This window comes from Micrococcus cohnii (assembly GCF_014205175.1).
GTDB lineage: Bacteria > Actinomycetota > Actinomycetes > Actinomycetales > Micrococcaceae > Micrococcus > Micrococcus cohnii.
This window is the reverse complement of sequence record NZ_JACHNA010000001.1, coordinates 868,378-894,095: the sequence shown is the minus strand read 5'-3', so window position 1 is coordinate 894,095 and position 25,718 is coordinate 868,378. Positions and strand designations below refer to the sequence as shown.

Sequence of the window (25,718 nt, the reverse complement as noted above, 5' to 3'; positions counted from 1 at the left end):
CCTGTATCACACTGTGGACGTCGGTCTCACTCTGCAGACTTTCGGTGCGGTGACGCTCAGCCTGGACCCCCGGTTGCTACGTTCGACCACACCGCGACGCACCCGGCGCCGCACCCCGGCCCTCGGGACCGGTCATGAGGACGTCAGGAAGTGAGGACTACGCCATGGCAGCACACACACAGCGGCCCTCGGGCATGAACGTGCATCGCTACCTCCCCTTCCACGAGCAGCTGGAAGTGAGCCTGCCGGACCGCACGTGGCCCGACCGCGTCGCCGAGTCGGCCCCGCAGTGGTGCGCCGTCGACCTGCGCGACGGGAATCAGGCGCTCATCGACCCGATGGGTGCCGAACGCAAGCTGCGCATGTTCCGACTGCTGGTGGAGATGGGATACAAGGAGATCGAGGTGGGCTTCCCGGCCGCCTCGCAGACGGACTTCGACTTCGTCCGCCTGCTGATCGACGAGGACCTCATCCCCTCGGATGTGAGCATCCAGGTGCTCACGCAGGCCCGCGAGCACCTGATCGAGCGCACGTTCGAGGCCATCGTCGGCGCCCCGCGCGCCATCGTGCACCTCTACAACTCCACCTCGGCGCTGCAGCGACGCGTGGTCTTCGACCAGGACGAGGACGGGATCGTCGACATCGCGGTCTCCGGCGCCCGGCTGGTCAAGAAGTACGGCGAGCAGCTGACGGACACCGACCTGGTCTACGAGTACTCGCCCGAGTCCTACACGGGCACCGAGCTCGAGTTCGCCCGGCGCATCTGCGATGCCGTCGTCGAGGAGTTCGACGCGAGCCCGCAGCGACGCATGATCCTGAACCTTCCGGCGACCGTGGAGATGGCCTCGCCGAACGTCTACGCCGACTCGGTCGAATGGATGCACCGCAGCCTGGCCCACCGGGACAGCGTTGTGCTGTCGCTGCATCCGCACAATGACCGCGGGACCGCGGTGGCGGCCGCCGAGCTGGGGTACCTGGCCGGCGCCGACCGGATCGAGGGCTGTCTGTTCGGCAATGGCGAGCGCACCGGGAACGTCGACCTGGTGACCCTGGGCATGAATCTGTTCTCGCAGGGGGTCGACCCCGAGATCGACTTCTCGGACATGGACCGGATCAAGCGCACGGTTGAGCACTGCAATCAGCTCGCGGTGCCCGAGCGCTCCCCGTGGGGCGGTGACCTGGTGTTCACCGCGTTCTCCGGCTCGCATCAGGACGCGATCAAGAAGGGCCTGGAGGCCCTCGAGGCGGACGCCGCGGCGGCCGGGCGCCGCGTGGAGGACGGCGTGTGGCAGGTGCCGTACCTGCCGATCGACCCGAAGGACATCGGTCGCAACTACGAGGCGGTCATCCGGGTCAACTCGCAGTCGGGCAAGGGCGGTGTGGCGTATCTGCTGCGCACCGAACACCACCTCGAGCTGCCGCGCCGCGCTCAGATCGAGTTCTCGAAGGTCATCCAGAGCCTCGCCGACGGCCAGGGCGGCGAGGTCTCCGGCGACCAGCTCTGGCAGGTGTTCGCCGACGAGTACCTGCCCGCCGAGGACGCGGATGGCACGTGGGGCCGCTACCACGTGGGGACGGTGCAGTCCGAGACCACCGCGGACGGCGCATACGCGATGAGCGTCGAGCTGAGCTCGGACGGGGTCACCGCCACACGCCATGCCCGAGGCAATGGTCCGATCGATGCCTTCCTCGCGGTGCTGGAGGAGGACGGGGTGGACGTCAGAGTGCTCGACTACTCGGAACACGCGCTGTCGGAGGGCGGCTCGGCAATGGCGGCCGCGTATGTCGAGGCGGCCGTCGGCGACCGGGTGCTGTGGGGAGTCGGACTGGATCACAACACCACCAGCGCGTCCTTGAAGGCCGTCGTCTCGGCCGTCAACCGAGCGCTGCGGGACGGGTGATCCGGCGACGATGAGCGGCGGCCGATCCCGCGGCGGCTACGCCGCGCCGACGTTCCTCACCGAGGCGATCGTGCTGCGCACGCATCGCCTCGGTGAGGCCGACCGCATTCTGGAGGTCCTCACCCCGCAGCGCGGCATCCTGCGCGTCGTCGCCAAGGGTGTGCGGCGCACCTCGTCGCGGCTGGGCTCGGTCGTCGAGCCGTTCATGCACGCACGGCTGCAGATCGCTGCGGGCCGCGCGGATCTGCACACCCTGCGCCAGGCGCAGCTGATCACTCCGTATGCCACGTGGTTGGCGGCCGACTACGAGCTCTACACGGTGGCCGCGGCCATGGCCGAGACGGTGGGGCGGGTGCAGGCCGTCGACGAGGCCGGGCACCGGGGGCAGTTCCGCCTCCTGCACGGAGCGATCGCCGCGCTGGCCCGTCGCCGTCATGCGCCCCGCATGGTGTTGTCGAGCTTTCTGCTGCGCACCCTCGCCGAAGCCGGCTGGCAGGCGACGTTCGCCGCATGTGCCCGCTGCGGTCGGCCGGGCCCGCACCCGTGGGTGAACGTGGCACTGGGCGGGACCGTGTGCGATGCCTGCCGACCGCCCGGCTCCGCTCATCCCTCAGCCGAGGCCGTCTGTCTGCTGCGGGCGCTCTCCGAGGGGGATTGGACCGTCGTCGACGCTGCCGGCGAGACCGCCGCGAGCGAGGCGGCCGGTATCGTGTCCGCGTACCTGCAGTTCCACGTCGAGCGCAGGCTCGTCTCCCTCTCGGTGCTGGACTCGATGGCTGAGCTGGACGCCGTCGCCCGCGGCGGGGACGGCAGCCCGCGCCAGCCCCGTCGCCCCGGAAGGACGCCCGATGACCCAGGACCGCGACACGACCCGCCCGCCGGCGCACCCTGAGGGGGCCACCCCGCCGGCGCTTGACCGCCGATTCGTGCCCGAACACGTGGCGATCGTCATGGACGGCAACGGCCGATGGGCGAACGAACGCGGCCTGCCGCGCACCGAGGGCCACCGCGCGGGAGAGGCCGCTCTGCTCGATGTCGTAGCCGGGGCGGTGGAGATGGGCATTGGCCACGTCTCCGCCTACGCGTTCTCCACGGAGAACTGGAAGCGCTCTCCGGAGGAGGTCCGCTTCCTCATGGGCTTCTCTCGCGACGTACTGCGTCGGCAGCGCGACACGCTGCACTCCTGGAACGTGCGCATCCGCTGGAACGGCCGCGCGCCGCGACTGTGGAAGTCCGTCATCCGGGAGCTGCGCGAGGCCGAGGAGCTCACCCGCCACAACACCGGCACCACCCTGCACATGTGCGTCAACTACGGCTCCCGGGCCGAGATCACCGACGCGGTCCGCTCGATCGCCGCACAGGTGGCCGCGGGCACGCTCACACCCGAGGGCATCCGCGAGGACACGATCACCCGTCACCTGGACAAGCGTGTGCGGGCGGGCCTGCCCGCCGTGGACCCGGTGCCGGACGTCGATCTGTTCCTGCGCACCTCGGGGGAGCAGCGCCTCTCGAACTACCTGCTGTGGCAGTCCGCCTACGCCGAACTGCTGTTTCTCGATGTGCTGTGGCCGGACGTGGACCGGCGCACTCTCTATGAGGCCGTCGAGCTCTACGCCCGCCGGGACCGTCGGTACGGCGGCGCCGTCGACCGCTCGGACGCCGGGGCGTAAGTCGCAAGCCACTCGATCATCTCGGACAGGGCCCGCTCGCGCACGTCGGCGCGCGAGGCGAAGACGTCGTGCAGTGCCTCGTCACAGCGGTGCACGGTGACGCGTCGGCCCAGGCGCAGGGCCCGCAGCGCCATGGCCTCCGGGTCCAGAATGACGTCAGCGGTGTGCATCGCCGCGTCGTAGCGGGCGGCGCGCATCCCGCGGCCGGAGACCAGCGTCAGGACCGGCGCGTCGATCTCGAGCCCTCGAGCCACGCGGGCATGCCCCTCGATCACGGCCGCCAGCCAGGCCGCGGGAACATCGAAGGAGTGCGGCGGCCGCCACAGCCGGTGCAGGTCCCATTCACCCTCGGCGTCGCGGGAGAGGGTCCGCCAGTAGAAGTCCACCTTCGGCAGGCGCAGCATCGCCTCGGGTCGGCGCACGGCCACGGGATCGACGATCGTGCGGGCCAGCCGGCGCACCCAGGAGCTGCCCTGCATCTCGAGCCACGGGCTGTTCAAGACCAGCGCCTCCAGCCGGCCCGGGTTGCGATGCGCCCACAGGCTGGCCACCAGTCCACCGGTCGAGTGCGCGATCACGGCCGGCCTCGGTCGGTGGTGCCGGGCGATCTCGGCCAGGGCCGTCTCGAGGTCTGGGTCGTACCGACAGAGGTCGTCCGTCCACCCGGGGATCTGTCCCGGCCGCAGGGAGCGGCCATAGCGGTGCAGATCCACCGCGTAGACGGCGTACCCGGCGTCGCTCAGGGCGTGGGCCAGGGGTGCGTTGTAGAAGTAGTCCGCCCAGCCGTGGATCAGCAGCACCGGCCGGGCAGCGGGGTGCTGGTCAGTACCGACGGGCCGGACGAGCGTGATGAGATTCCCGCCCCGGTCGGTCTCGTCCGGCTCGAACGTGGAGCGTTCGAACCCGGGCAGCACGTCCGGGCGCCACCGGCCGTCCGGTGGGTCAGTCAGCAGCGCATCCTCAGGCGGGGCGGGGGAGCCGGGCATGACCCCACGATAGGACCGCCGACGGCCACGGGCGTGGGAGAATGCCGCCATGGCTTCGTTCACCCTGTCCTCCGGTGCTCAGACCCTGTTGACCTCGCGGCTTCCGCGTCTGTATCCGCCGTTCTTCCGTGCCGTCTTCTCGGACATGGACGCCGAGACGGCGCATGAACGCGGCGTGCAGGGCATCCGCGTCGCCGAACGCACCGGCGCCTCGACGCTGACCCGCGCCGCGCTGAGCCCGGATCCGTGGCTGGCGCGCACGGTCATGGGCCTGCGGTTCCCCTCGCCGTTCGGGCTGGCCGCCGGCTTCGACAAGCACGGCACGTGCACCACCGCGCTGGCCGACCTGGGCTTCGGCCACATCGAGGTCGGCACCGTCACCGGGCAGGGACAGCCCGGCAACCCCGCCCCACGCCTGTTCCGCCTCGTCGAGGACCGTGCCCTGATCAACCGCATGGGATTCAACAACGAGGGGGCCGCGGCCGTCGCCCCTCGTCTGGAGCGGACGCGCCGTGTGCTCAGCGAGCGGTTCGGCCCCGCCCGCCCCGTGCTGGGCGTGAACATCGGCAAGACCAAGTCGGTGCCCCTGGAGCAGGCGGCGGATGACTACAGACGCTCGAGCGCGCTGCTGGCTCCGCATGCCGACTACCTCGTGGTGAATGTGTCCTCACCGAACACCCCGGGACTGCGCCAGCTGCAACAGATCGCCTCGCTTGAGCCGTTGCTGCGCACCGTTCGCGAGGAGTCGGACCGGGCCACCGGCGACCGGCGGGTGCCGCTGGCCGTGAAGATCGCCCCGGATCTGACCGACGACGACATCGTCGCGGTGGCCCGGCTGGCTCAGGCCACGGGTCTGGACGGGGTGATCGCCACGAACACGACGATCTCGCGTGAGGGTCTGGTGACCGACGCGGACGAGGTGGAGCGGATCGGAGCAGGAGGCCTCTCCGGGGCCCCCCTGCGCGAACGTTCGATGCAGGTGCTGGGGCTGCTGCGCGAGCACCTGCCCGCGCAGACGGCCGTGATCTCGGTGGGCGGGGTCACCGACGCCGATGACGTGCTGGCCCGCCTCGGCGCGGGGGCCGATCTGGTGCAGGGCTACACCGCGTTCCTGTACGAGGGGCCGTTCTGGGCCGGGCGGATCAACGCCGGGCTGAACCGCGCGCTGCGCCGACGCTGACGGTCGGCGCAGCCGGTGCCGGCGGGTCAGGCCGGGTGCTCGCCGCGACGCACCTGTGGCTTCGGCAGGCGCAGCCGCCGGAACTGCAGGGCGCGCATCACGCCGTACATCCGGGTTCCGGATTCGGGCTCGCCGAAACGTTCGGTCAGCCGGCGGCGGATCGTGCGGCCCAGCAGGACGGATTCGACGATCACGACGGCAACGATGGCCCACAGGCTGTACATGAGCACCAGCTGCACCTCGCGTCCGGGGATGAACATCAGCAGCACATAAAGGAAGACCAGCGGCATGAGCCATTCGCCGACGCCGGTGCGGGCGTCCACCAGGTCGCGCACGAAGCGGCGCTGACGACCGCGATCACGTGCCGGCAGGTGCTGCTCATCGCCGGTCTCAAGCGCCATGCGCACCTTCATGCGCTCGGCTGCGGCCGCCTCGCGCTGCGCCTTCTTCGCTGCCTTGCGGTCTTCGGGGACGACGGGGCGACGCCGAGCCGCCTGCTGGTCCTTACGACGAGGGGTGGGGCGACCCTTCCCCTGCGCGGCACCGACGGCGGTGGAACCGTGGGGTGAGGGCGGAGTGGTTGCTGTGTTCTTCTTACGTCCAGGCACCCGTCCACTTTAGGGGGTGCCGCGTTAGGGTGAGGCCCATGACTCAGAGCACACCGCAGAATGCCGACCCGACCGCACCCCTGGACGCCGAGCTGGTCCAGGCCCTCACCGAGGCCGTGGACGCCGAGTTCGAGACGACCCTGGCGACGCTGACGGATCTCGTCGCGCACGGGGGCATCGCATGGGATTCCTTCGACCGGCAGCCGCTCGAACGCTCGGCGCAGGCCGTGGAACGCCTTGTGAAGGAGGCAGGTCTGCAGGATGTGCGCGTCGTGACCGAGACCCGGGAGGACGGCCAGCCCGGCGGGCCCGCCATCCTGGGCCAGCGTCCGGCAGCCGCGGGGAAGCCGACGGTGCTGCTCTATGCGCACCACGATGTGCAGCCGGTGGGAGACGAGGCGCTGTGGGACACCCCGCCCTTTGAGGCCACCCGCCGTGGTGACCGGCTCTACGGGCGCGGGGCCGCCGACGACAAGGCCGGAATCATGGTGCACCTGGCGGCCGTGAAGGCGCTGCAGTCCGTGATGCCGGAGGCCGGCGTCGGCGTGCGCGTGTTCATCGAGGGGGAGGAGGAGGCGGGCTCGCCCACGTTCCGCGCCTTCCTCGAGAACCAGAAGGACGATCTGGCCGCGGACGCGATCGTGGTCGCGGACTCGGCGAACTGGGCCGTGGGGGAGCCGGCGCTGACCACGAGCCTGCGCGGCGTCGCCGACGGCACCGTGACCGTGCGCGTGCTGGACCACTCGGTGCACTCGGGAATGTTCGGCGGACCCGTGCTGGACGCACTCACCCTGCTCTCGCGCCTGATCGCCACGCTGCACGACGAGAACGGCGTCGTGGCGGTACCGGGCGTGGGCGCCCGCACGCATGCCGACGTCGACTACTCCGAGCAGACCTACCGCGCTGACGCCGGGGTTTTGGACGGGGTCCGCCTGGCCGGGGACGGTTCGCTGGCCGATCGACTGTGGAACGGCCCGGCCCTGTCGATCATCGGCATCGACGCCCCGAGCGTCGACGAGTCCTCGAACACGATTCAGTCCGTCGCTCGGGCGAAGTGGTCGCTGCGCGTGGGCCCGGGCGTCGACCCCGAGCAGGCATACGAGGCGGTCACCACCTATCTCTCCGAGCAGAGCGAAGCGGTGCTGGGGGCGCAGATCAGTTTCGAGCGGGGACATTTCGGACAGCCGTTCTCGACCGACACCTCTGATCCGATGGCCGCGGCGATGATGGGCTCCTTCGAGCAGGCCTGGGGCGTGGCGCCGAAGGCCACGGGCCTGGGCGGCTCGATCCCGTTCACCGCGGATCTGGCGGAGGTGTTCCCCGAGGCGACCATCCTGATCACCGGTGTGGAGGACCCGGACTCGCGCGCGCACTCGGCCAACGAATCGCTGCACGTCGGAGACTTCCGCAACGCGATCCTCGCCGAGGCCCTGTGGCTGGCTCGCCTGAGTCGGTGACACACTGGGACCGGTCACGCCCGGTGCCGCCCGCAGGCGAGAACTGGCAGGAATGCCGCGGCGCTGCCGAGCGTTGACGCGAATGTCGGTACCGTCGCCCGTGCGCACCGCGTGGGCGACGCGGCATACGAACCACCACCCACCCCACTTCCAGGAGGCCTCCCGATGGCTCTTTCCGCAGACGAGACCGGCGTCGAGATCGGCGCCACCCAGCCCGCCGACGGCCTGCCGCCCCACGAGGTCGAGCTCTCTGACGTGGCGGCGACCAAGGTGCGTTCGCTGCTCGAGCAGGAGGGTCGCACGGACCTTCGGCTGCGCGTGGCGGTGCAGCCCGGTGGCTGCTCCGGCCTGATCTACCAGCTGTACTTCGACGAGCGCGTCCTCGAGGGCGACACCGTCCGCGACTACGACGGCGTCGAGGTCATCGTCGACAAGATGTCCGTGCCGTACCTGATGGGCGCGAGCATCGACTTCGAGGACACCATCTCGAAGCAGGGCTTCACGATCGACAACCCGAACGCCGCCGGCTCCTGCGCCTGCGGCGACTCCTTCCACTGATCCTGCATCCCCCTGAGTGTCGAGCGCACCCGTCTGTGCCGCGCTGACCTGCTGTCTTCTGCGGCAGAGGGTCGATGATCGTCCGGCGCTCACCACCGCGAGCCGCCGTCCCTGCCCGGGACGGCGGCTCGCGTGCGTGTACCCGGAGTCGGCCAGCGGCGTCGAGGCATGACACGCGGACATGATGGCGCTGAATTCGTCGAGAGGGCATAGAGTAGAGGGGACTCATCCGGGTCTGCTGTGTCCGCTGTCAGAGGAACGTCCTTCCAGGACGGGCCAGACGGCGTCTCGGCGACCCGATCGCACACGAGATGAAGAGGAAGGCCGTCTGTGAGAGCACAGAATGACGCCGGACGTCGGACTCGACGCACGTTGAAGGTCGCCGCCCTGTCGGGCGCGGCGATGCTCGTGCTGTCCGGCTGTTCGGCAGAGGTCCAGCGCGGATGGCTCCCGGGGACCCGGGAGACCACCAACCACAACGACGTGCTCACGGATTTCTGGGTGAACTCCTGGATCGCCGCGATGAGCGTCGGTCTGATCGCCTGGGCGGCGATGCTGTGGTGCATGGTCGCCTATCGTCGGCGTCGCACCGACCAGGGCTTCCCGAAGCAGGTCGGCTACAACATGCCCATGGAGACGATGTTCACCGTCATCCCGGTGGTGCTGGTGCTCGTGTTCTGGGGCTTCACCGACCGGGTGCAGACCGAGGTCGACGAGCCGGTTGACGATTCGCCGCTGACCGTCACCGTGTACGGCAAGCAGTGGTCCTGGGACTTCGGCTACGAGTACGAGCGTGAGGGTGGCGAGAAGCTCGAGGCTTACGAGCAGGGCATCCAGGCGCAGCTGAACGGTCAGGACGGCGTCCAGGACACCCTGCCGACCCTGTACCTGCCCGAGGACGTGCCGGTGCATTTCGAGCTGAAGTCCCGTGACGTCGCCCACTCGTTCTGGATCCCGCAGTTCCTCCAGAAGCGCGACACGCTTCCCGGCAAGACCAATCACTTCTATGTGACTCCGCAGGAGACCGGCAGCTTCGACGGTAAGTGCGCCGAGCTGTGCGGCGAGTTCCACTCCGAGATGCTCTTCAACGTCGAGGTCGTCCCCGAGGACGAGTTCGTTGAGAAGATGGAGCAGATGGAGCAGGGCCAGCTGCCGGGCGACGAGTTCAACCGCAACCCCAACGAGAATTCTGACGGCGCCCAGGAGATGGAGGTCGACCTCCAGACCCCGCGCGGTGGAGGTAGCCACTGATGACCACCTACGAGTACGCGACGGAGGAGACGACCCGCGCGGCCCAGCCGCGTGTGGTGCCTCGCTCCCTCGGCAAGATCGTCGTCAGCTGGCTGACGACCACGGACCATAAGACGCTCGGGTACATGTACCTGATCACGTCCTTCGTCTTCTTCTGCGTCGGCGGCGTCATGGCGCTGCTGATCCGTGCCGAGCTCTTCGAGCCGGGCATGCAGATCCTGCAGACGAAGGAGCAGTACAACCAGCTGTTCACCATGCACGGCACGCTCATGCTGCTGATGTTCGCGACGCCGCTGTTCGTCGGCTTCGCCAACGTGCTGGTCCCGCTGCAGATCGGCGCCCCCGATGTGTCGTTCCCGCGTCTGAACGCCCTGGCGTTCTGGTTCTTCCTGTTCGGCTCGCTGATCGCTACCGCCGGCTTCCTCACCCCGCAGGGTGCGGCCTCCTTCGGCTGGTTCGCCTACGCGCCGCTGTCGGACACGACGTACTCGCCGGGCATCGGCGGTGACCTCTGGGTGTTCGGTCTGGCCCTGCAGGGCTTCGGCACGATCCTCGGTGGCGTCAACTTCATCACCACGATCCTGACGATGCGCGCCCCGGGCATGACGATGTGGCGTATGCCGATCTTCACCTGGAACACGCTGATCACCGGCATCCTGATCCTGATGGCGTTCCCGACGCTGGCCTCGGCGCTCTTCGCGCTCGGCCTGGACCGCCGCTTCGGCGGCCACATCTTCAACCCGGAGAACGGCGGCGCCGTCCTGTGGCAGCACCTGTTCTGGTTCTTCGGCCACCCCGAGGTCTACATTATCGCGCTGCCGTTCTTCGGCATCGTCTCGGAGATCGTTCCGGTGTTCTCGCGCAAGCCGATCTTCGGCTACAAGTCGCTGGTGTTCGCGACCACCGCGATCGCCGCGCTGTCGGTGACAGTGTGGGCCCACCACATGTACGTGACCGGTTCCGTGCTCCTGCCGTTCTTCTCGCTGATGACGATGCTCATCGCGGTTCCGACCGGCGTGAAGTTCGTGAACTGGATCGGCACCATGTGGCGCGGCTCGATCACCTTCGAGAACCCGATGCTCTGGACGCTCGGCTTCATGGTGACCTTCCTCTTCGGTGGTCTGACCGGCGTGATCCTGGCCGCCCCGCCGATGGACTTCCACGTGTCGGACACCTACTTCGTCGTGGCGCACTTCCACTACGTCATCTTCGGCACCGTGGTGTTCGCGATGTTCGCCGGCTTCTTCTTCTGGTGGCCGAAGTTCACCGGCAAGATGCTCAACGAGAAGCTCGGCAAGATCCAGTTCTGGATGCTGTTCATCGGCTTCCACGGCACGTTCCTGATCCAGCACTGGCTGGGCGTCATCGGCATGCCGCGTCGCTACGCCGACTACATGATCGAGGACAACTTCGCCGGGATGAACGCGTTCTCCACGGTCTTCTCGCTGATCCTCGGCGCGTCGATGATCCCGTTCTTCTGGAACGTGTACATCACGGCACGTTTCGGCAAGAAGGTCACCGTGGACGATCCGTGGGGCTTCGGCGCCTCCCTCGAGTGGGCGACCTCCTGCCCGCCGCCGCGGCACAACTTCCACTCGATCCCGCGCATCCGCTCGGAGCGTCCGGCCCTGGACCTGCATCACCCGGAGCTCTCGCCCCATTCGCCGCAGCACACCGCTGAGGCCTTCGGAGAGAAGGTGGCCAAGTGAACGTCGCAGCCAAGATCTTCGGGATCATCGGCGTCTTCTTCGTGATCGTCGGGTTCGTCTACGGTTTCTGGACCGAGTGGACCGAGTGGGCCGGGATTCCCGCGCTCCTGGCACTGGGCGGCATGGGCCTCATGATCGCCTGGTACCTGCAAGCCACGGAGAAGCGGTACGGACAGGGCGTGTCGGACGACGAGGACGGCGAGATCATCGCCTACGCGGGCACTTACGGCACCTTCGCGCCGTGGAGCTGGTGGCCGCTGGGCCTCGGCCTCGGCTGCGCCGTGTCCTTCGCCGGGCTGGCGGTCGGCTGGTGGGTGTTCATCATTGGCGCCGCTCTGTCCATGTTCTTCTGCATCGGCTGGGTCTACGAGTTCTCGCGCGGCAAGTACGCGCACTGACCTGCCCCGTCTGAACGCCTCGGGCCCGGTTCCTCCTCGGAGGGCCGGGCCCGAGGCGTTTTTGTGTCCATGCTGCAGAGCAAGGGATCCCCGGCAGGCAGAGACGTGCGTGGCACTGGGCCAGACGAACAGGGCCAGGCAAGGTAAACAGGGCCAGGCAAGGGGAGAGTGTCCTGGGCGCAGTGGCGCCCGGTGACGTCAGACGGGGAAGTGGCAGGACAGACGGGGCCCCGGAGCTGCTAGCCCTGCGCAGCGCTTGATGCCTGCGGTGCGGTGCCCCCCCTCTCTCGTGGCACACGTCTGCCGACAGGATCCATATCGGTGCCTGTCCACCGGGGGCTCAGAGCGCTGTGATCAAATGGGGAGCTGGAAGGGGCGCAAGCGCGGGCATCGTCGCTGCGAGGCACTCCCGGTGAATCTGGTGGGCGTATGAGCTGACCCGACGGTGAGTTTTCATGCAGCGCCAGCAGGTGTCGCAGAGGCGTGGTTTCCGGCACTGTGCGCCCGCCAGCCGGTCACAGACGCCGTCGTACGGCGCCGTGAGCACCGTGACTGGCGCAGAGCGGCTGCGGCGCATGCCGGGGGCCAGCACTCCGATCTCGCCCGGGCAAGGCTCGGCACGCTCCGCGCGGCGTGACGAGCGGAGCCTGATTGGTTGTCGAACGCATCGTGGTTGCGTCGGTATGGACCCGCATACCGACGGTTTCAGGCTGGTTCGATGCTCGTGCCCAATCCAGCCCGCAGGGGACGCAACTCGGAAACAGCGCCGCAAGCGGAGCACACAGAGAAGGGCCCCGCATCCGAAAGGATGCGGGGCCCTTGACGTCAGGTCAGCTCACCTCAGTGGTGGCCGCCCACCTGACGGTTGTTCTGGATCTCGTAGAACTCGAGGTCCTCGCCGTGGGAGACGTGGTCGTGGGAACGAGCCTCGACCAGCTCGTCCCGGGACACCGGCTCCACGCGCTCCTCGTAGAAGAGGCGGGAGAAGCCGGCGCGGGCCTTCTCGAGACCGGTCACCTTGCCCTTGCGGTTCGGCGTTGCCGGCAGCGGACGCGGGCTGTCGAAGGAGACCAGGCGGTACAGCTCATAGTCGGTGAGCTGGCGATGACGCTCGTGGAAGCCGCCCTCAGGGGACATCTCGATGACGCCGGCCTCATGGCCGTGGAGCACCAGCTCGCGGTCCTTGCGCTGCAGCGCCAGGCAGATCCGACGGGTGATCAGGAAGCCGATGATCGGCCCGAGGAAGAACAGCGCGCGCAGGAAGTAGAGCACGTCGTTCAGCGACAGCTGGAAATGCGTCGCGATCAGGTCCGAGGACGCGGCAGCCCACATGGTGCAGTAGAAGATCACGCCGGCGACACCGATGCCCGTGCGGGTCGGGGCGTTGCGCGGACGATCCAGGATGTGGTGCTCGCGGTCGTCCTTGGTGATCCACCGCTCGATCCACGGCCAGGCCATCATGCCGACGATGAGCGCACCGGCCGGAACCAGCGGCAGCAGAACGCCCATGGGCAGGGACACCGAGGAGCCCCACGGCATCGGGATGTTCCACAGGAAGCTGAAGTCGCCGATCATGCCCGGCATCAGGCGCAGAGCGCCGTCGAACATGCCGATGTACCAGTCGGGCTGAGTGCCGGCGGAGACCGGGGAGGGATCGTAGGGGCCGTAGACCCAGATGCCGTTGATCTGCACGAGACCGGCGATCAGCGCCAGCACGCCGAAGACGATGAAGAAGAAGCCACCGGCCTTGGCCGCGTAGACCGGGCCGACCGGGTAGCCGACCACGTTGTTCTCCGTGCGGCCCGGCCCCGGGTACTGGGTGTGCTTGTGGGTGACGACCATGAACAGGTGCACGACGATCAGCAGGATGATGATCGCCGGGACGATCATGATGTGCAGCGCGTACAGGCGGCCGATCACGTTGTATCCGGGGAACTCGCCGCCGAACAGGAACATCGACAGGTGCGAGCCCACCAGGGGCAGCGCCTTCAGGATGCCGTCGATGATGCGCAGACCGTTGCCGGAGAGCACGTCATCCGGGAGGGAGTAGCCGGTGAATCCGGCGGCCCAGCCCATCATGAGCAGACCGCAGCCTACGAGCCAGTTCAGCTCACGCGGGCGACGGAACGCGCCGGTGAAGAACACGCGCAGCATGTGCACGGACATCGCGGCCACGAACAGCAGCGCGGACCAGTGGTGCAGCTGACGCATGAACAGGCCGCCGCGGACGTCGAAGGAGATGTCCAGGGTGGAGGCCATGGCCGCCGACATCTCCACGCCGTACAGCGGGGCGTAGGCGCCTTCGTACGTCACATGGGCCATGGACGGGTCGAAGAAGAACGTCAGGAACGCACCCGAGACCAGCAGGATGACGAAGCTGTACATCGCCACCTCGCCGAACATGAACGTCCAGTGGTCCGGGAAGATCTTGCGACCGAACTCCTTGACGATCGGGGAGAGCCCGACGCGGGTGTCCAGGTAGTTCGCCAGGCGGCCCGTCTGGGTGGCCGGGCGGTAATCGTTGGCGGTTGTGCTCATTGTGATCAGCCACGCTCCCAGTAGACAGGACCAACGGGCTCATGGAAGTCGCTCTGGGCGACCAGGAAGCCCTCATCGTTCACGGCGATCGGCAGCTGCGGCAGCGCGTGGCTGGCAGGGCCGAAGATGACCTTGCACTCCTGCGTCAGGTCGAAGGTCGACTGGTGGCAGGGGCACAGCAGGTGGTGGGTGTGCTGCTCGTACAGCGCGATCGGGCAACCCACGTGCGTGCACACCTTGGAGTAGGCGAAGATGCCGTCCACATTCCAGTTCTCCCGGCCGGGGGAGATGTTCACCTTGGCCGGGTCGAGGCGCATCAGCAGAACGACGGCCTTGGCCTTCTCGTTCAGCTTGCCCTCGTGGAGCTCGTTCAGGCCCTCGGGGATCACGTGCACGGCGGAGCCGAGGGTGACGTCGGAGGCCTTGATCGGCGCGCCGGTGGGGTCACGGACGAGGCGGACGCCCTCGGCCCACATGGTGTGGCGGAAGCGCTCGACGCCGAAGTTCTCGGTCTCCTTGTCGGAGAAGTTGTCGGTGTCGTCGAGGTCGCGGAACACGGCGATGAACGGCAGGGGAGCCAGCAGCATCGCGCCGATCATGGTGTTGCGCAGCAGCGGACGGCGCTTGATCTGGGACTCGTCGATGATGTCCTGGACCATCCCGGCGGCGACCTGACGGTCGGCCTCGGTGCGGATCTCGTGGCGATCCTCGGCCATCTCGTGGTCGGGCATGAGCGTCTTCGCCCAGTGCACGATGCCGATGCCGATGCCGAACATGGCGAGGGCGGTGCCCACGCCGAGCAGCACGTTCTGCAGGTGGATGACGTCGAAGCCCTCGTTGTTGCCGATCTGACCGACGCCGAAGTAGCCGATGAAGAACAGCAGGGTGCCGACGATGGAGATCAGGAACAGCACCGAGACCTGACGCTCGGCACGCTTGGCCGCCTTCGGATCCTCGTCCGCCAGCCGCGGGCGGTGCGGAGGCAGGCCCGGGTTGTCGATCGCGTACCGGGAGGTGCGGTCACCGGCATGCTCGAGGGCGTCCGAGGGCCGCTGGGTCCCTCCGTAGCCTTGCTCGCCCATATGATCCATTTCCTTTGCTTGAGTGATGTTCTGCAGTGACTGGGTGGGGCCGGGCCGCGTGAGGACGACCCGGCACCGAGTTCAGGAGGACCGAGAGGTCAGCCAGACCATGAAGCCGATGATGATGGCCAGGCCCGCGGTCCAGATGAACAGGCCCTCGGACACCGGGCCGAGCGAGCCGAGTGACAGGCCGCCGGGCGAGCCGTTGTTCTCGATCGTCTTGAGGTAGGCGATGATGTCGCGCTTGTCCTCGGGCTTCAGGTTGCCGTCGCCGAACACGGGCATGTTCTGCGGGCCGGTCTGCATGGCCTCGTAGATGTGCTTCTCATCCACGCCCTGCAGGGTCGGGGCGAACTTGCCGCGGGTGAGCGCGCCGCCGGCAGCGGCCGCGTTGTGGCACATGGCGCAGTTGATGCGGAACAGGTCGCCGCCCCTGGCCACGTTCACGTCCTCGTGGTTCGTGTCCAGGTGCTCCTCCTCGGGGACGGCCGGGCCGGCGCCGAGCGAGGCAACGTAGGCAGCCAGCTGGGCCGTCTGCTCCTCATTGAACTGCGGCTCCTTCTGGCGGGCCTGAGGGCCGTTCATCTGCATCGGCATGCGGCCGGTGCCGACCTGGAAGTCGACCGACGCCGCGCCCACGCCGATCAGCGACGGGCCGGAGGGGCCGCCGTCGGCGCCCATGCCGTGGCAGGAGGCGCAGTTGGCGTTGAAGAGCTTCTCGCCCTCGGCGATCTCATCGCTCGAGGCGGCCGTCGTGACCTTGTCGGCCGCCTGGGCCTGGTTGACCGTGCTGGCGACCGAGTACAGGCCGCCGGTCACCAGGAGCCCCAGCAGGAGCAGAGCCAGACCCATGAGCGGGTGGCGTCGATGCTGCGATAGTGCCTTCACAGTGGTTCCTTACGTTGTCGTCCGAATCGTCGGGATGCACCCGACAGATTCGCCTCAGGTGCGGAGGTGGTGAGCGTGTCTCGTCTTACCGCAGGAAGTAGACGATGAAGAACAGGGCAATCCACACGACGTCAACGAAGTGCCAGTAGTAGGACACGACGATGGCGCTCGTGGCCTCATGGTGCCCGAAGCGCTTGGCGAGGTACGCGCGACCGATGATCATCAGGAAGGCGATCAGGCCGCCGGTCACGTGGATCGCGTGGAAGCCGGTGGTGATGTAGAACGCCGAGCCGTAAGCGTTGGCAGCGATCGTCACACCTTCGGAGACGAGCACGGCGTACTCGTAGGCCTGCACGGACACGAAGATCGAGCCCATGATGAAGGTGAGGATGAACCACTCGACCATGCCCCAGCTCTTGATGGCGAACAGGCCGCCGGTGCGGCGGGGCTGTAGGCGCTCGGCGGCGAGCACGCCGAACTGAGCCGTGAACGAGGAGAGCACGAGGATCGTTGTGTTCGCGGCGGCCAGCGGCACGTTGAGCAGCTCAGTGTGGTTCGCCCAGAGCTCCGGGGACGTGGAGCGCAGGGTGAAATACATGGCGAAGAGGCCGCCGAAGAACATGAGCTCGCTCGCCAGCCACACCATGGTGCCGACTTGCACCATGTTGGGACGGCTCGGGAGCCCGGTGGGCGCGGCCTGATGGAGTGTGGGAGTTGCAGTGGTCACCTGGCCATTATGGCCCCTAAGGCCCCCGCGCGCATAAACCGAAACTACCGTGTCGCACCCTCCCTGACCGTCGCGCGCAACGAATTGTGGGCAACCGTGGGGTCAGCGTTCAGTCAACGTTCAGAATCATGGTGGTCTGCGCGACGCCTCGGTAGGGTCGAGCCCGTGCATACCATGCGAGACGATGCTGTCGACGACCACAGCTGGACCACCGTCCTGAGTGCGCTGCTGAGCTCTGCGGACCTGTCCGAGGCTCAGGCGGGCTGGGCGATGGAGGAGATGATGAGCGGCAATGCCGCCGACGCTCAAATCGGCGCCTTTCTGCTCGGGCTCGCGGCGAAGGGCGTCACCGTCACGGAGCTGTCCGCGCTGGTCCAGGTCATGCAGGCCCGAGCCCGTCCCGTGGAGGTCGTCGGCCCGATTCTGGACATTGTCGGCACCGGGGGAGACCGCCTCGGCACAGTCAACATCTCGACGATGTCCTCGCTCGTGGCTGCCGGCGCCGGAGTGCGGGTGGTCAAGCACGGCAACCGCGGAGCGTCGTCCACGGCGGGAGCGGCCGACGTGATCGAAGCGCTGGGCGTGGACCTGGACATGGACGCGGATCGGGCGCGTCGGTGCGCGCATGAGGTCGGTCTGACCTTTCTGTTCGCCCAGAAGTACCACCCGTCGATGCGTTCGGTGGCCCCGGCCCGCAAGCAACTGGGCGTGCCGACGGTGTTCAACTTCCTCGGCCCCCTGAGCAACCCGGCCCGCGTGGACGCGCAGGCCCTGGGCTGTTCCTCTGCGGACATGGCCCCTCTTCTGGCCGGGGTGTTGGCGCAGCGAGGCGTGCGCGGCGCGGTGTTCCGTGGCGACGACGGCCGCGACAAGATCACGACCTCCGGGCTCTCCACCGTGTGGGAGGTCCGCGATGAGGTCCGAGAGCATCGGTTGGACCCGCGCGAACACGGGATCGACCTGACGAGTGTCGAGGCGCTGGCCGGCAAAGACGGCGCGCACAACGCGGACATCGCACGCAGACTCCTGGCGGGGGAGCGCGGGCCCGTCAGGGACGCCGTGCTGCTGAATGCGGCGGTCGGACTCGTCTGTTTCGACGAGACGGCCGACGCACCGTTCGACCGTCGGGTCGCGGAGAAGATGGAGATCGCTCGAGAGTCCATCGACTCGGGCGCCGCCGCGCAGGCCCTCGAACGGTGGGTGCGTTTCTCGCGCAGTTGAGCGCACGTGGCGGTCGGGACCCGGAGGCCGGGCCGTCACGGCGTCGTGGCGGCGCGGCGGGGGAGCGCCGGGGTGCGGCTGAGATCAGTCCTCGAACCCCAGGGCCCAGCCCTCGTCCAGGTCCTGGGGGGAGTAGGCCCGGAAGGCGAGCATCGTCTCGGTGTCCTGGATCCCATCCACCTTCGACAGCTGGTCGGCGATGACGGAGTCGAGGTCCTCATAGCGGCGCAGCTGGACCATGGCCACCAGATCCCAAGAGCCGGTGACGGAGTAGACGCTGCTCACGCCCTCGATGTCCGCGATGCGCTGGGCCGTCTCCGGAATGCCAGCCTTGGCGGTCTTGATCATGACGATGGCGGTCACCATGGCTGTGCGTCCTTTCAGTTTGAACGTGGCTCGCTCGGGGCGGGAGTGTCTCAATTCGGGCGAGGGACGCTCCCACTTTAGGGGGTCACGGCAGCATGCACAGGGCGTCGCTGCTCATCCGCCGCGTGAACGGTCGACAACGCCGGCCTCCAGCGGCGCCAGGGTTCACGTAAACCTTCACGTTAACCGCGGCGTGACCAGTCAACGAGTCATCCATGCTGTGATCAGGCGGCGGCCCAGCAGCACCAGGGCCAGAGACGCGGCCGCGACGATGATGAACGCCAGGGGTGCGCCGCCCAGGCCCAAGATGACGCGCAGGCTCATCCCGAGTGCCAGCGTCCCTGCCCAGACGATCACTCCGTGGGGCCAGATTCGCGTCCACGAGCGATGGCGGAGCGACAGGCCGCCGGTGGCAGCGGTGGTGAGCAGTAGGGCGATCACGAACGGCGCGGCCGTGGCCAGTAAGCCGAGCAGGCCGGCGGCGGAGTCGTGCTCACGTTGACCGACCGCAACGAATCCGATCACCAGCGCGACGTCGATGAACAGCGCCAGCGGTGCAAGCCACCGTGGCGTCGGTCGACGGTGGGTGCTGGAATCGCGGTCCGGGAGTTCGGCCGGGGGCGGGGTGTGGTCGACGACCGACTCGGGCGTGCGTGAACTGTCCATGTCCGCCATGGTCGCATGCAGGCCAGGCACCCGACGTCCGGCCGCCATCTGTAGTTAACATAATGTACATTATCGGTGCTCTATGAGCCGGGCGGGTGCGGCGGCTCTCGAGACGTCTGCGCGCGGTCCGTACACTCGCGTGCATGAGCATGATCACCGATCAACGAGATCGTCCGCTGACCGCCACCATCGCGATCGTCGTGGCCATCGTGACCGCCGGCTACATGGCGCCGTGGGCCATCGCCGCGGCACGCGGCCGCTCGAACCACTGGGCTGTCTTCTGGGTCAACCTGCTCACCGGCTGGACGGTCATCGGCTGGGCCATTGCGCTGTACATGTCCCTGACCAGCCATCGGGCCCTGCGGCGCCGGATGTTCTGACGCAGTCCCGCGTCAGCTCCTCACGTAGCGCGCCAGGTGTTCACCGGTGATGGTCGCATCGTCGGTCCCAACGGCCTCGACCAGCGCCCGGGGTGTGCCCTGGAACACGAGACGACCGCCGTCGTGCCCAGCACCCGGCCCCATGTCGATGATCCAGTCGGCGTGAGCCATGACGGCCTGGTGGTGCTCGACCGCGAGCACCGAGACGCCCGAGTGCACCAGCGTGTCCAGCATCTCGAGCAGCCGCTCCACGTCCTGCAGATGCAGACCCGTGGTCGGCTCATCCAGGACCACGACGGTGCGTGCGGCCTCCTTCTTCGCCCGGCGCTCCCCCAGCCGCGCCGCCAGCTTGAGCCGCTGACGCTCCCCGCCGGAGAGTGTCGTCAGCGGCTGGCCGAGCCGTAGGTATCCCAGCCCGACGTCCACCAGCAGTCGCAGCGCACGCGCGGCGGCCGGCACCGACGTCTGCTGCTGTGAGAAGAACCGCAGCGCGTCGTCGACCGGCATGTCGAGCACCTCGTCGATCGAGGCGGAGCCGAACCGGTGCTCCAACACCTCCGTTTGAAATCGTCGACCGTCGCACGCCTCGCAGACCGCCGCGGCATCGCCGGCGGCCGCGTGCTCGGAGTACAGCACGCCGGCTCCCGAGCACTCCGGGCACGCCCCGTAGGAGTTGCTGCTGAACAGGCCGGGCTTCACCCCGTTCGCCTTGGCGAACGCCTTGCGCACCGGCTCGAAGACTCCGGTGTAGGTTGCCGGGTTCGAACGGCGTGAACCCTTGATGGGCGCCTGGTCGACGTGCACGACGTCGAGACGTTCCTGCTCGTCCGCGCGGCCGGACTGGACGAGCAGCTGCGTCATCAGCGAGGACTTGCCGGAGCCGGCGACTCCGGTGACGGCGACGAGACAGCCGAGGGGCACGTCGACGTCAACGTCGCGAAGGTTGTTGGCGTTCGCGTTCCGAACAGCGATCGAACCGCCGCCGGAGCGCACTGCGGTGTCCGGCTTGAGCCGAACACGGTCGTGCAGATGGCGGCCCGTGGGCGTGTCCGCCTGCTCCAGCTCGGCGACGGTGCCGGCGAAGACGACCCGGCCTCCGTCGGTGCCCGGGCCCGGGCCCAGGTCGATGACGTGGTCGGCGATCGCGATCGTCTCAGGCTTGTGTTCGACGACAAGAACCGTGTTGCCCTTGTCTCGCAGGCGCAGCAGCAGGCGGTTCATGCGGTCGATGTCGTGCGGGTGCAGGCCCGCGGTCGGCTCGTCGAACACGTAAGTGACATCGGTCAGCGGCGAGCCGAGGTGACGGATCATGCGGATGCGCTGCGCCTCACCGCCGGAGAGCGAGCCGGCTGCACGGTCCAGGCTCAGATACCCCAGTCCGATCTCCACGAAACCGGTCAGCAGCTGTCGGATCTGCCGGATCAGACCGTCGGCGCGCGGGTCCGAGAGCTCGTCGAACCAGGCGGCGAGGTCGCAGATCTGCAGGGCGCACAGTTCGGCGATCCCGCGCCCGCGGATCCGGGACTGCCGTGCCCGCTCATTCAGTCGGGTGCCCTGGCAGTCCGGGCAGTCGAGCGTGGTCACGGCCCGGTCAACGAAGGCCCGCACGTGCGGCTGCATGGCCTCCCGGTCTTTCTGCAAGAAGCTCTGCTCGAGGGCCGGGAGCAAGCCGGTGTACGTCATGTTGGCCCCGCTCATGCGGATCTTGACCGGCTCCTTGTGCAGCAGGTCGTGGCGCTCGTCCTCGTCGTAGTCCCGCAGGGGCTTGTCCGGGTCGAAGAACCCGGACTCCACGAACTTCTGCACCATCCAGCCGTCAGCGGTGTAGCCGGGAATGGTGAACGGTCCTTCGCGCAGGGACTTTGAGTCGTCGAAGAGTTCGGCGAGGTCCCAGTCCTGAGCGGTGCCGTTGCCCTCGCACGCCGGGCACATGCCGCCGAGCACCTCGAAACTGCGACGCTGGGGGCGCCCCGTGCCCTTGCCGGCTGAGACGGTCAGAGTCCCTGAGCCCGAGGCGGAGGCGACGTTGAACGAGTAGGCCTTCGGCGAGTCCAGCGCCGGCTCGGACACGCGCGTGAACAGGATCCGCAGCAGCGCGTTCACGTCCGTGACCGTGCCGACGGTGGAGCGCACGGTCGAGGCCAGGCGCTCCTGGCCGACCCTGATGACCGGGGTGAGCCCAGAGAGGGACTCCACCGCGGGACGAGCGGGCGTGCTCATGAAGCCCTGCACGAAGGACGGATAGGTCTCGTTGATCAACCGCTGGGACTCCGCGGCGATAGTGCCGAACACCAGGGAGGACTTTCCGGAGCCGGAGACTCCGGTGAACACGGTCAGCCGTCGTTTGGGCACCTCGACGGTGACGTCGTCCAGGGTGTTCTGCCGAGCCCCGACGACGCGGATGACGTCGTGAGGGTCGTTGGCGGGGGCGGTGGAGTCGTCGTGGGGCACGCCCCGATCCTAGGCGTGTTGCTAAAGGAGGGTAGTCAGCCAGTGCAGTGTCGCTGCGAGGCTGAGCCCGGCGTGATACTTCCGGGCGTACTTGTCCGAACGCATCGCGATCCCTCGCCACTGCTTGAGCCGGTTGAAGCACCGCTCCACGACATTGCGTCCCCGGTAGCGCTGGCGCTGGTCTTCACAGAAGTCGATCGGCCGGCCCGAGCGTCTGCGCCGGTGCGTGATCTGATCGGCCCGCTCGGGGATCGTGGCCGCGATGCCATGCCGGCGCAGCCAGGCCCGGTTCACCTTCGAGGGGTAGCCCTTGTCTGCAATCAGGCGGTCAGGCCGTATCCGGGGCCGCCCACGGGCCCGGCAACGCTGATCTGCTCCAGCGTGGTGGCCAGCTTCGAGGTGTCCGCCACCTGCCCGCCGGTCACCACGAACGCCAGCACCCTGCCCTTGCCATCACAGACCAGATGATTCTTCGTCGTCAGACCGCCGCGGGAGCGTCCGATGGCATGGTCAGCCGGCTCGTCCGCTGATTTCTCGTAGTTCATCCAGCCCCCCTGTGGGGCGGGGCAGGGTCGCCCCGTGCTGGTGGACGCGCACGATCGTGGAATCGATCGAGGCCACCCAATCCAGCTCGCCAGCCTGCTGTGCCATTGGCTGGGTCTTCTCCAGCACCCGCTCCCACACGCCCTGGGCGGCTCACCGGTTGAAGTTCTTGTAGATCGTGTTCCACTTCCCGAACCGCTCGGGCAGATCCCGCCACGGCGCCCCCGTGCGGAAGCGCCACGCGGTGGCCTCGACCACCGCGCGCCGATCCACCGGCGGCCGACCGGTGGACTTCGGCGCGGGGAACCGCGGGCCGATCACGGCCCAGACCTCGTCCGAGATGACATCACGCGATATGACCCCAGACTCGCGCATCTACGTCCCCGAACCCTTTAGCAACACGCCCTAGGTGGGTGTGTAGGCCTCGGGCGGTGGGCCGGTTGACCGGGGGCGGTTCAGAGGATCACTCGCCTGTTCGTGGGGATGGGTCTGGGCCAGGTTGGGGGGCGGGGAGAGTCTCTTAGACGGGGGTGGTGAAGGTTCCGGCGAGGTTCTGGAGTTGGTAGATCCACGCCGTCCAGATTCCGGTGGCCATCAGGACGCCGACCACCACGAGCAGGGTGCCGCCGGCGATATTGAAGGCGCGCATGTGGCGGCGCACGAAGCCCAGTGCGGTGCTGACCCAGTCCAGGCCTCTGGCGACGAGTACGAAGGGTATGCCCAGTCCCAGGCAGTAGACGAAGCCGAGCAGGGCCCCGCGCCATGCCCCTCCGGTGGTGGCGCTCAGGGCCAGCACGGCGCTGAGGGTCGGTCCCATGCAGGGTGTCCAGCCCAGGCCGAAGCCCAGGCCCAGCAGTGGGGCTCCGGCCAGGCCGGTCCGGGGGGTGAAGGAGGGAGTCGTGGTCCGTTGCAGGAAGGTGAGCATGCCCATCAACGCCAGTCCCATGAGGATGACGAGGACGCCGAGGGTGCGGATCAGCAGGTCCTGCCAGCGCAGCAACCAGCCGCCGATCAGACCGAAGGCGGCCCCGTAGAGGGTGAAGACGGCGGCGAAGCCGAGGATGAACAGGCCCACTCCGGTCATCACCCGGCGGCGGTTGTCCGGGCGGGTGGGGTCGGACAGTCCGGAGACGTAGCCCAGGTATCCGGGCACGAGCGGCAGGATGCACGGCGAGAGGAAGGAGACGATTCCGGCGATGGCGGCCAGGGGGATGGCCAGCAGCAGGGCGCCGGATTGGACCGTCTGAGCGAAGTACTCGCCCATTTATTTCCTCCTATGGGTCAGGACGGGGGTGCCGGGCCAGAGGTCTCGGGCGGGCTGGGCACGGTGGGTGGGGGTGAGCGATAAAGGCATGTTCTTTCCTGGGCGGCCACCGTGCGATCCCCCCGTGGATGGAGGGGTGTGGGCCGGGCGGGAGGTTCAGTGGATGTAGGAGAAGACGCCCATCATCCCGGCCTCGGCGTGGTAGGCGTTGTGGCAGTGGGTTAGCCACTGGCCCGGGTTGTCCGCCTCGAAGTCGAAGGTGATGGTTTGCCGGGGTTTGATGATGACCGTGTCCTTGCGGGCGCCATGGTCGGCCAGCTGGAAGGTGTGGCCGTGCAGGTGCATGGGGTGCCACATGTCGGTGTCGTTGGTCATCGTGACCCGCACGCGTTCGTCCAACCGGAGTTCGAAGGCGCCATTGAAGGGGTTGGCCGGGTCGAAGCGTCGCCCGTTGATGCCCCAGTCGTACTCCATCATCGATCCGGTGAGGCGTACCTCGTGGGTCCTGGTCGGGTCCTTGGGTGGGAGCAGGACGGATTCGTGTGCCTTCAGTCGGCTGCCATCGAGCACGGTTCCGCCCAGGGTCTGCGGGAGCCGACCGGAGAGCGTGGTCTTTGGACCGGCTGTGATGATGCCGTAGGTGTGGCCGGTCTTGCCGTCGGGCAGGGCCAGTACGGGCACCGCGTGGTCGCCGAGGGTGATCAGCACGTCCAGGCGTTCGCCCATCCCCAGGACGACGGCATCGGCCTGGCGGGGCTGGACCGGGAACCCGTCGGTGTGGGTGATGGTCAGTTCCTGGCCGGGGATCCCGACCCGGTAGGCGGTGTCTCCGGCCGCGTTGATCAAGCGCAGGCGGATCCGGTTGCCCGGGGTGCTGGAGAAGGTGTCCGGGTCGGATGGGGGGCGGCCGTTGAACAGGTGCACGGGGATCTTCACGTCGCCGGCGTCCCCGCCCAGATAGTCGCTCTCAGCGCCCATGAGCATGTGCTTCATGGGCATGCCCGAGGAGCTGTCCTGGCTCATGGACCCGTGGTCCATGCCGGCCATGCCCTCCATGTCGCCGGACATGTCCATCCCGGCGGAGAGTTCCTCGACGACGTCCTGCGGTGTTCCGGTGATCCCGTCGAGCCAGTCGTCCAGGATCACGACCCACTCCTGGTCGTAGCTGAGGGGCTCGTTGGGGTCCTCGACGATCAGGGCCCCGTACAGGGCGCGTTCGCGCTGGGTGTCGAAGTGGGAGTGGTACCAGTACGTGCCCGGATGGGACAGCCGGAAGCCGTACGTATAGCGTCGTCCGGCGGCGATGGGGTCCTGGGTCACCCCCTGGACTCCGTCGGCGTCGTTGCGCAGGGCCAGCCCGTGCCAGTGCACGCTCGTGTCCTCGGGCAGGTCGTTGGCGACGCTGACCTTGAGCAGGTCCCCGATCTGGGCGCGCAGCAGCGGCCCGTTGAGGCCGTCGTTGTATCCCCAGGTGGTCAGGCCCCGACCCTGGAGGGAGGTCTCGAGGGGTGCGGCGGAGAGCCGGTGGGTGACGGTGGTGCCCGAGGCGGCGCGTCGTTTCTCGTACTCGGCGACCAGCGGGTCGGTGGGCAGGATGCGCCCTGACGGTTGGGGGCTGGTGGCGGGATCGGCGCAGGCGGCCAGCCCGGCCAGCGCCAGGGACCCGACGGAGGCGCCCAGGAAGGTGCGGCGGGTGGTCAGTGAGGAGGTCATCGGTTCTTCTTTCCGTCATCCGGCCCCGTGTCGCAGGCGGGTGCGACGGGGCCGGGCATGGCTGATCAGTTGCTGGGTGAGGCCGGTGGCGTACCGGGGCTGCGTGCCGCTGTCACCCGGAGGTATTGGCGGACCCTGCGCTCACCGGTGGGGCGCGGCCG

General features: G+C 68.2%; 22 protein-coding genes and 1 pseudogene. 11 read left to right on the top strand and 12 right to left on the bottom strand.

Annotation, left to right across the window (positions count from 1 at the left end):
* Window positions 1-164 precede the first annotated feature (164 nt).
* From leuA to HDA30_RS04140, 3 genes are read left to right on the top strand one after another with little or no spacing between them, the layout of a single operon-like run.
* On the top strand, window positions 165-1,901 hold the full coding sequence (leuA, locus tag HDA30_RS04150; RefSeq protein WP_184241186.1) for a 2-isopropylmalate synthase: 1,737 nt from the start codon (window positions 165-167) through the stop codon (window positions 1,899-1,901).
* A 10-nt stretch (window positions 1,902-1,911) separates the two neighbouring features.
* Window positions 1,912-2,793: a DNA repair protein RecO gene (gene recO, locus HDA30_RS04145; protein ID WP_158495943.1), complete on the top strand. Its 882-nt coding sequence runs from the start codon at window positions 1,912-1,914 to the stop codon at window positions 2,791-2,793.
* A complete protein-coding gene (locus tag HDA30_RS04140; RefSeq protein WP_158495942.1) occupies window positions 2,750-3,571 on the top strand; it encodes an isoprenyl transferase in 822 nt (273 codons plus the stop codon). Before recO ends, HDA30_RS04140 begins: the two co-directional genes overlap by 44 nt.
* On the opposite strand, the gene HDA30_RS04135 is transcribed toward HDA30_RS04140, so the two are convergent.
* Complete coding sequence (locus tag HDA30_RS04135; protein ID WP_246418697.1) at window positions 3,511-4,557, bottom strand: alpha/beta hydrolase; 1,047 nt, start codon at window positions 4,555-4,557, stop codon at window positions 3,511-3,513. The two genes, HDA30_RS04140 and HDA30_RS04135, sit on opposite strands and share 61 nt — an antisense overlap.
* Before the next feature lie 49 nt (window positions 4,558-4,606).
* Here HDA30_RS04135 and HDA30_RS04130 point away from each other — a divergent pair, with 49 nt between their 5' ends.
* Window positions 4,607-5,737, top strand: coding sequence for a quinone-dependent dihydroorotate dehydrogenase (locus tag HDA30_RS04130; RefSeq protein WP_184241184.1), 1,131 nt, complete (start codon window positions 4,607-4,609; stop codon window positions 5,735-5,737).
* Window positions 5,738-5,763: 26 nt separating this feature from the next.
* Here the strand turns inward: HDA30_RS04130 and HDA30_RS04125 are convergent, their stop codons facing one another.
* On the bottom strand, window positions 5,764-6,345 hold the full coding sequence (locus tag HDA30_RS04125; protein WP_158495939.1) for a DUF3043 domain-containing protein: 582 nt from the start codon (window positions 6,343-6,345) through the stop codon (window positions 5,764-5,766).
* Window positions 6,346-6,383: 38 nt separating this feature from the next.
* Here HDA30_RS04125 and HDA30_RS04120 point away from each other — a divergent pair, with 38 nt between their 5' ends.
* The 5 genes from HDA30_RS04120 to HDA30_RS04100 all read left to right on the top strand — a co-directional run bounded on the left by HDA30_RS04120 (window position 6,384) and on the right by HDA30_RS04100 (window position 11,718).
* The gene (locus HDA30_RS04120) at window positions 6,384-7,802 is read left to right on the top strand and encodes a dipeptidase (RefSeq protein ID WP_158495938.1); all 1,419 of its coding nucleotides are present in this window, start codon (window positions 6,384-6,386) and stop codon (window positions 7,800-7,802) included.
* Between the two features lie 165 nt (window positions 7,803-7,967).
* Window positions 7,968-8,360: an iron-sulfur cluster insertion protein ErpA gene (gene erpA / locus HDA30_RS04115; RefSeq protein WP_158495937.1), complete on the top strand. Its 393-nt coding sequence runs from the start codon at window positions 7,968-7,970 to the stop codon at window positions 8,358-8,360.
* A 330-nt stretch (window positions 8,361-8,690) separates the two neighbouring features.
* Window positions 8,691-9,611: an aa3-type cytochrome oxidase subunit II gene (gene ctaC, locus HDA30_RS04110; protein ID WP_425488385.1), complete on the top strand. Its 921-nt coding sequence runs from the start codon at window positions 8,691-8,693 to the stop codon at window positions 9,609-9,611.
* A complete protein-coding gene (gene ctaD / locus HDA30_RS04105; protein WP_158495936.1) occupies window positions 9,611-11,320 on the top strand; it encodes an aa3-type cytochrome oxidase subunit I in 1,710 nt (569 codons plus the stop codon). The genes ctaC and ctaD overlap by 1 nt, the downstream gene beginning before the upstream one ends.
* Complete coding sequence (locus HDA30_RS04100; protein WP_158495935.1) at window positions 11,317-11,718, top strand: cytochrome c oxidase subunit 4; 402 nt, start codon at window positions 11,317-11,319, stop codon at window positions 11,716-11,718. The genes ctaD and HDA30_RS04100 overlap by 4 nt, the downstream gene beginning before the upstream one ends.
* An 840-nt stretch (window positions 11,719-12,558) precedes the next feature.
* On the opposite strand, the gene qcrB is transcribed toward HDA30_RS04100, so the two are convergent.
* The 4 genes from qcrB to ctaE all read right to left on the bottom strand — a co-directional run bounded on the left by qcrB (window position 12,559) and on the right by ctaE (window position 16,953).
* Entirely contained in the window at window positions 12,559-14,256 is a 1,698-nt protein-coding gene (qcrB, locus tag HDA30_RS04095) for a cytochrome bc1 complex cytochrome b subunit (RefSeq protein WP_158495934.1), read from the bottom strand.
* 5 nt (window positions 14,257-14,261) lie between these two features.
* Window positions 14,262-15,338 carry a cytochrome bc1 complex Rieske iron-sulfur subunit gene (qcrA, locus tag HDA30_RS04090; protein ID WP_158495933.1) on the bottom strand — a complete coding sequence of 359 codons (1,077 nt, stop codon included), beginning with the start codon at window positions 15,336-15,338 and terminating at the stop codon, window positions 14,262-14,264.
* Between the two features lie 81 nt (window positions 15,339-15,419).
* Window positions 15,420-16,226, bottom strand: coding sequence for a cytochrome bc1 complex diheme cytochrome c subunit (qcrC, locus tag HDA30_RS04085; RefSeq protein ID WP_158495932.1), 807 nt, complete (start codon window positions 16,224-16,226; stop codon window positions 15,420-15,422).
* An 85-nt stretch (window positions 16,227-16,311) separates the two neighbouring features.
* A complete protein-coding gene (ctaE, locus tag HDA30_RS04080) occupies window positions 16,312-16,953 on the bottom strand; it encodes an aa3-type cytochrome oxidase subunit III (RefSeq protein ID WP_262337716.1) in 642 nt (213 codons plus the stop codon).
* A gap of 174 nt (window positions 16,954-17,127) precedes the next feature.
* On the opposite strand from ctaE, the gene trpD reads away from it, so the two are divergent.
* A complete protein-coding gene (gene trpD / locus HDA30_RS04075) occupies window positions 17,128-18,174 on the top strand; it encodes an anthranilate phosphoribosyltransferase (RefSeq protein WP_158496179.1) in 1,047 nt (348 codons plus the stop codon).
* 84 nt (window positions 18,175-18,258) lie between these two features.
* Here the strand turns inward: trpD and HDA30_RS04070 are convergent, their stop codons facing one another.
* Together HDA30_RS04070 and HDA30_RS04065 are read right to left on the bottom strand one after the other, a co-directional pair.
* Complete coding sequence (locus HDA30_RS04070) at window positions 18,259-18,540, bottom strand: Lrp/AsnC family transcriptional regulator (protein ID WP_158495931.1); 282 nt, start codon at window positions 18,538-18,540, stop codon at window positions 18,259-18,261.
* A gap of 201 nt (window positions 18,541-18,741) precedes the next feature.
* Window positions 18,742-19,206: a DUF3054 domain-containing protein gene (locus HDA30_RS04065; protein ID WP_184241183.1), complete on the bottom strand. Its 465-nt coding sequence runs from the start codon at window positions 19,204-19,206 to the stop codon at window positions 18,742-18,744.
* A gap of 143 nt (window positions 19,207-19,349) precedes the next feature.
* On the opposite strand from HDA30_RS04065, the gene HDA30_RS04060 reads away from it, so the two are divergent.
* The gene (locus HDA30_RS04060) at window positions 19,350-19,586 is read left to right on the top strand and encodes a superinfection immunity protein (RefSeq protein WP_158495929.1); all 237 of its coding nucleotides are present in this window, start codon (window positions 19,350-19,352) and stop codon (window positions 19,584-19,586) included.
* A 12-nt stretch (window positions 19,587-19,598) separates the two neighbouring features.
* Here the strand turns inward: HDA30_RS04060 and HDA30_RS04055 are convergent, their stop codons facing one another.
* From HDA30_RS04055 to HDA30_RS04040, 4 genes and pseudogenes are all read right to left on the bottom strand, one after another.
* Window positions 19,599-22,037 (bottom strand): ATP-binding cassette domain-containing protein, encoded by a 2,439-nt coding sequence (locus HDA30_RS04055; RefSeq protein WP_184241182.1) that lies wholly within the window; start codon window positions 22,035-22,037, stop codon window positions 19,599-19,601.
* A 21-nt stretch (window positions 22,038-22,058) separates the two neighbouring features.
* Window positions 22,059-22,955, bottom strand: a pseudogene (locus tag HDA30_RS04050) (IS5 family transposase).
* Window positions 22,956-23,100: 145 nt separating this feature from the next.
* Window positions 23,101-23,844: a cytochrome c biogenesis CcdA family protein gene (locus HDA30_RS04045; protein WP_184241181.1), complete on the bottom strand. Its 744-nt coding sequence runs from the start codon at window positions 23,842-23,844 to the stop codon at window positions 23,101-23,103.
* Window positions 23,845-24,000: 156 nt separating this feature from the next.
* Window positions 24,001-25,557, bottom strand: a complete 1,557-nt coding sequence (locus HDA30_RS04040; protein ID WP_184241180.1) for a multicopper oxidase family protein — start codon at window positions 25,555-25,557, stop codon at window positions 24,001-24,003.
* Window positions 25,558-25,718: the final 161 nt, after the last annotated feature.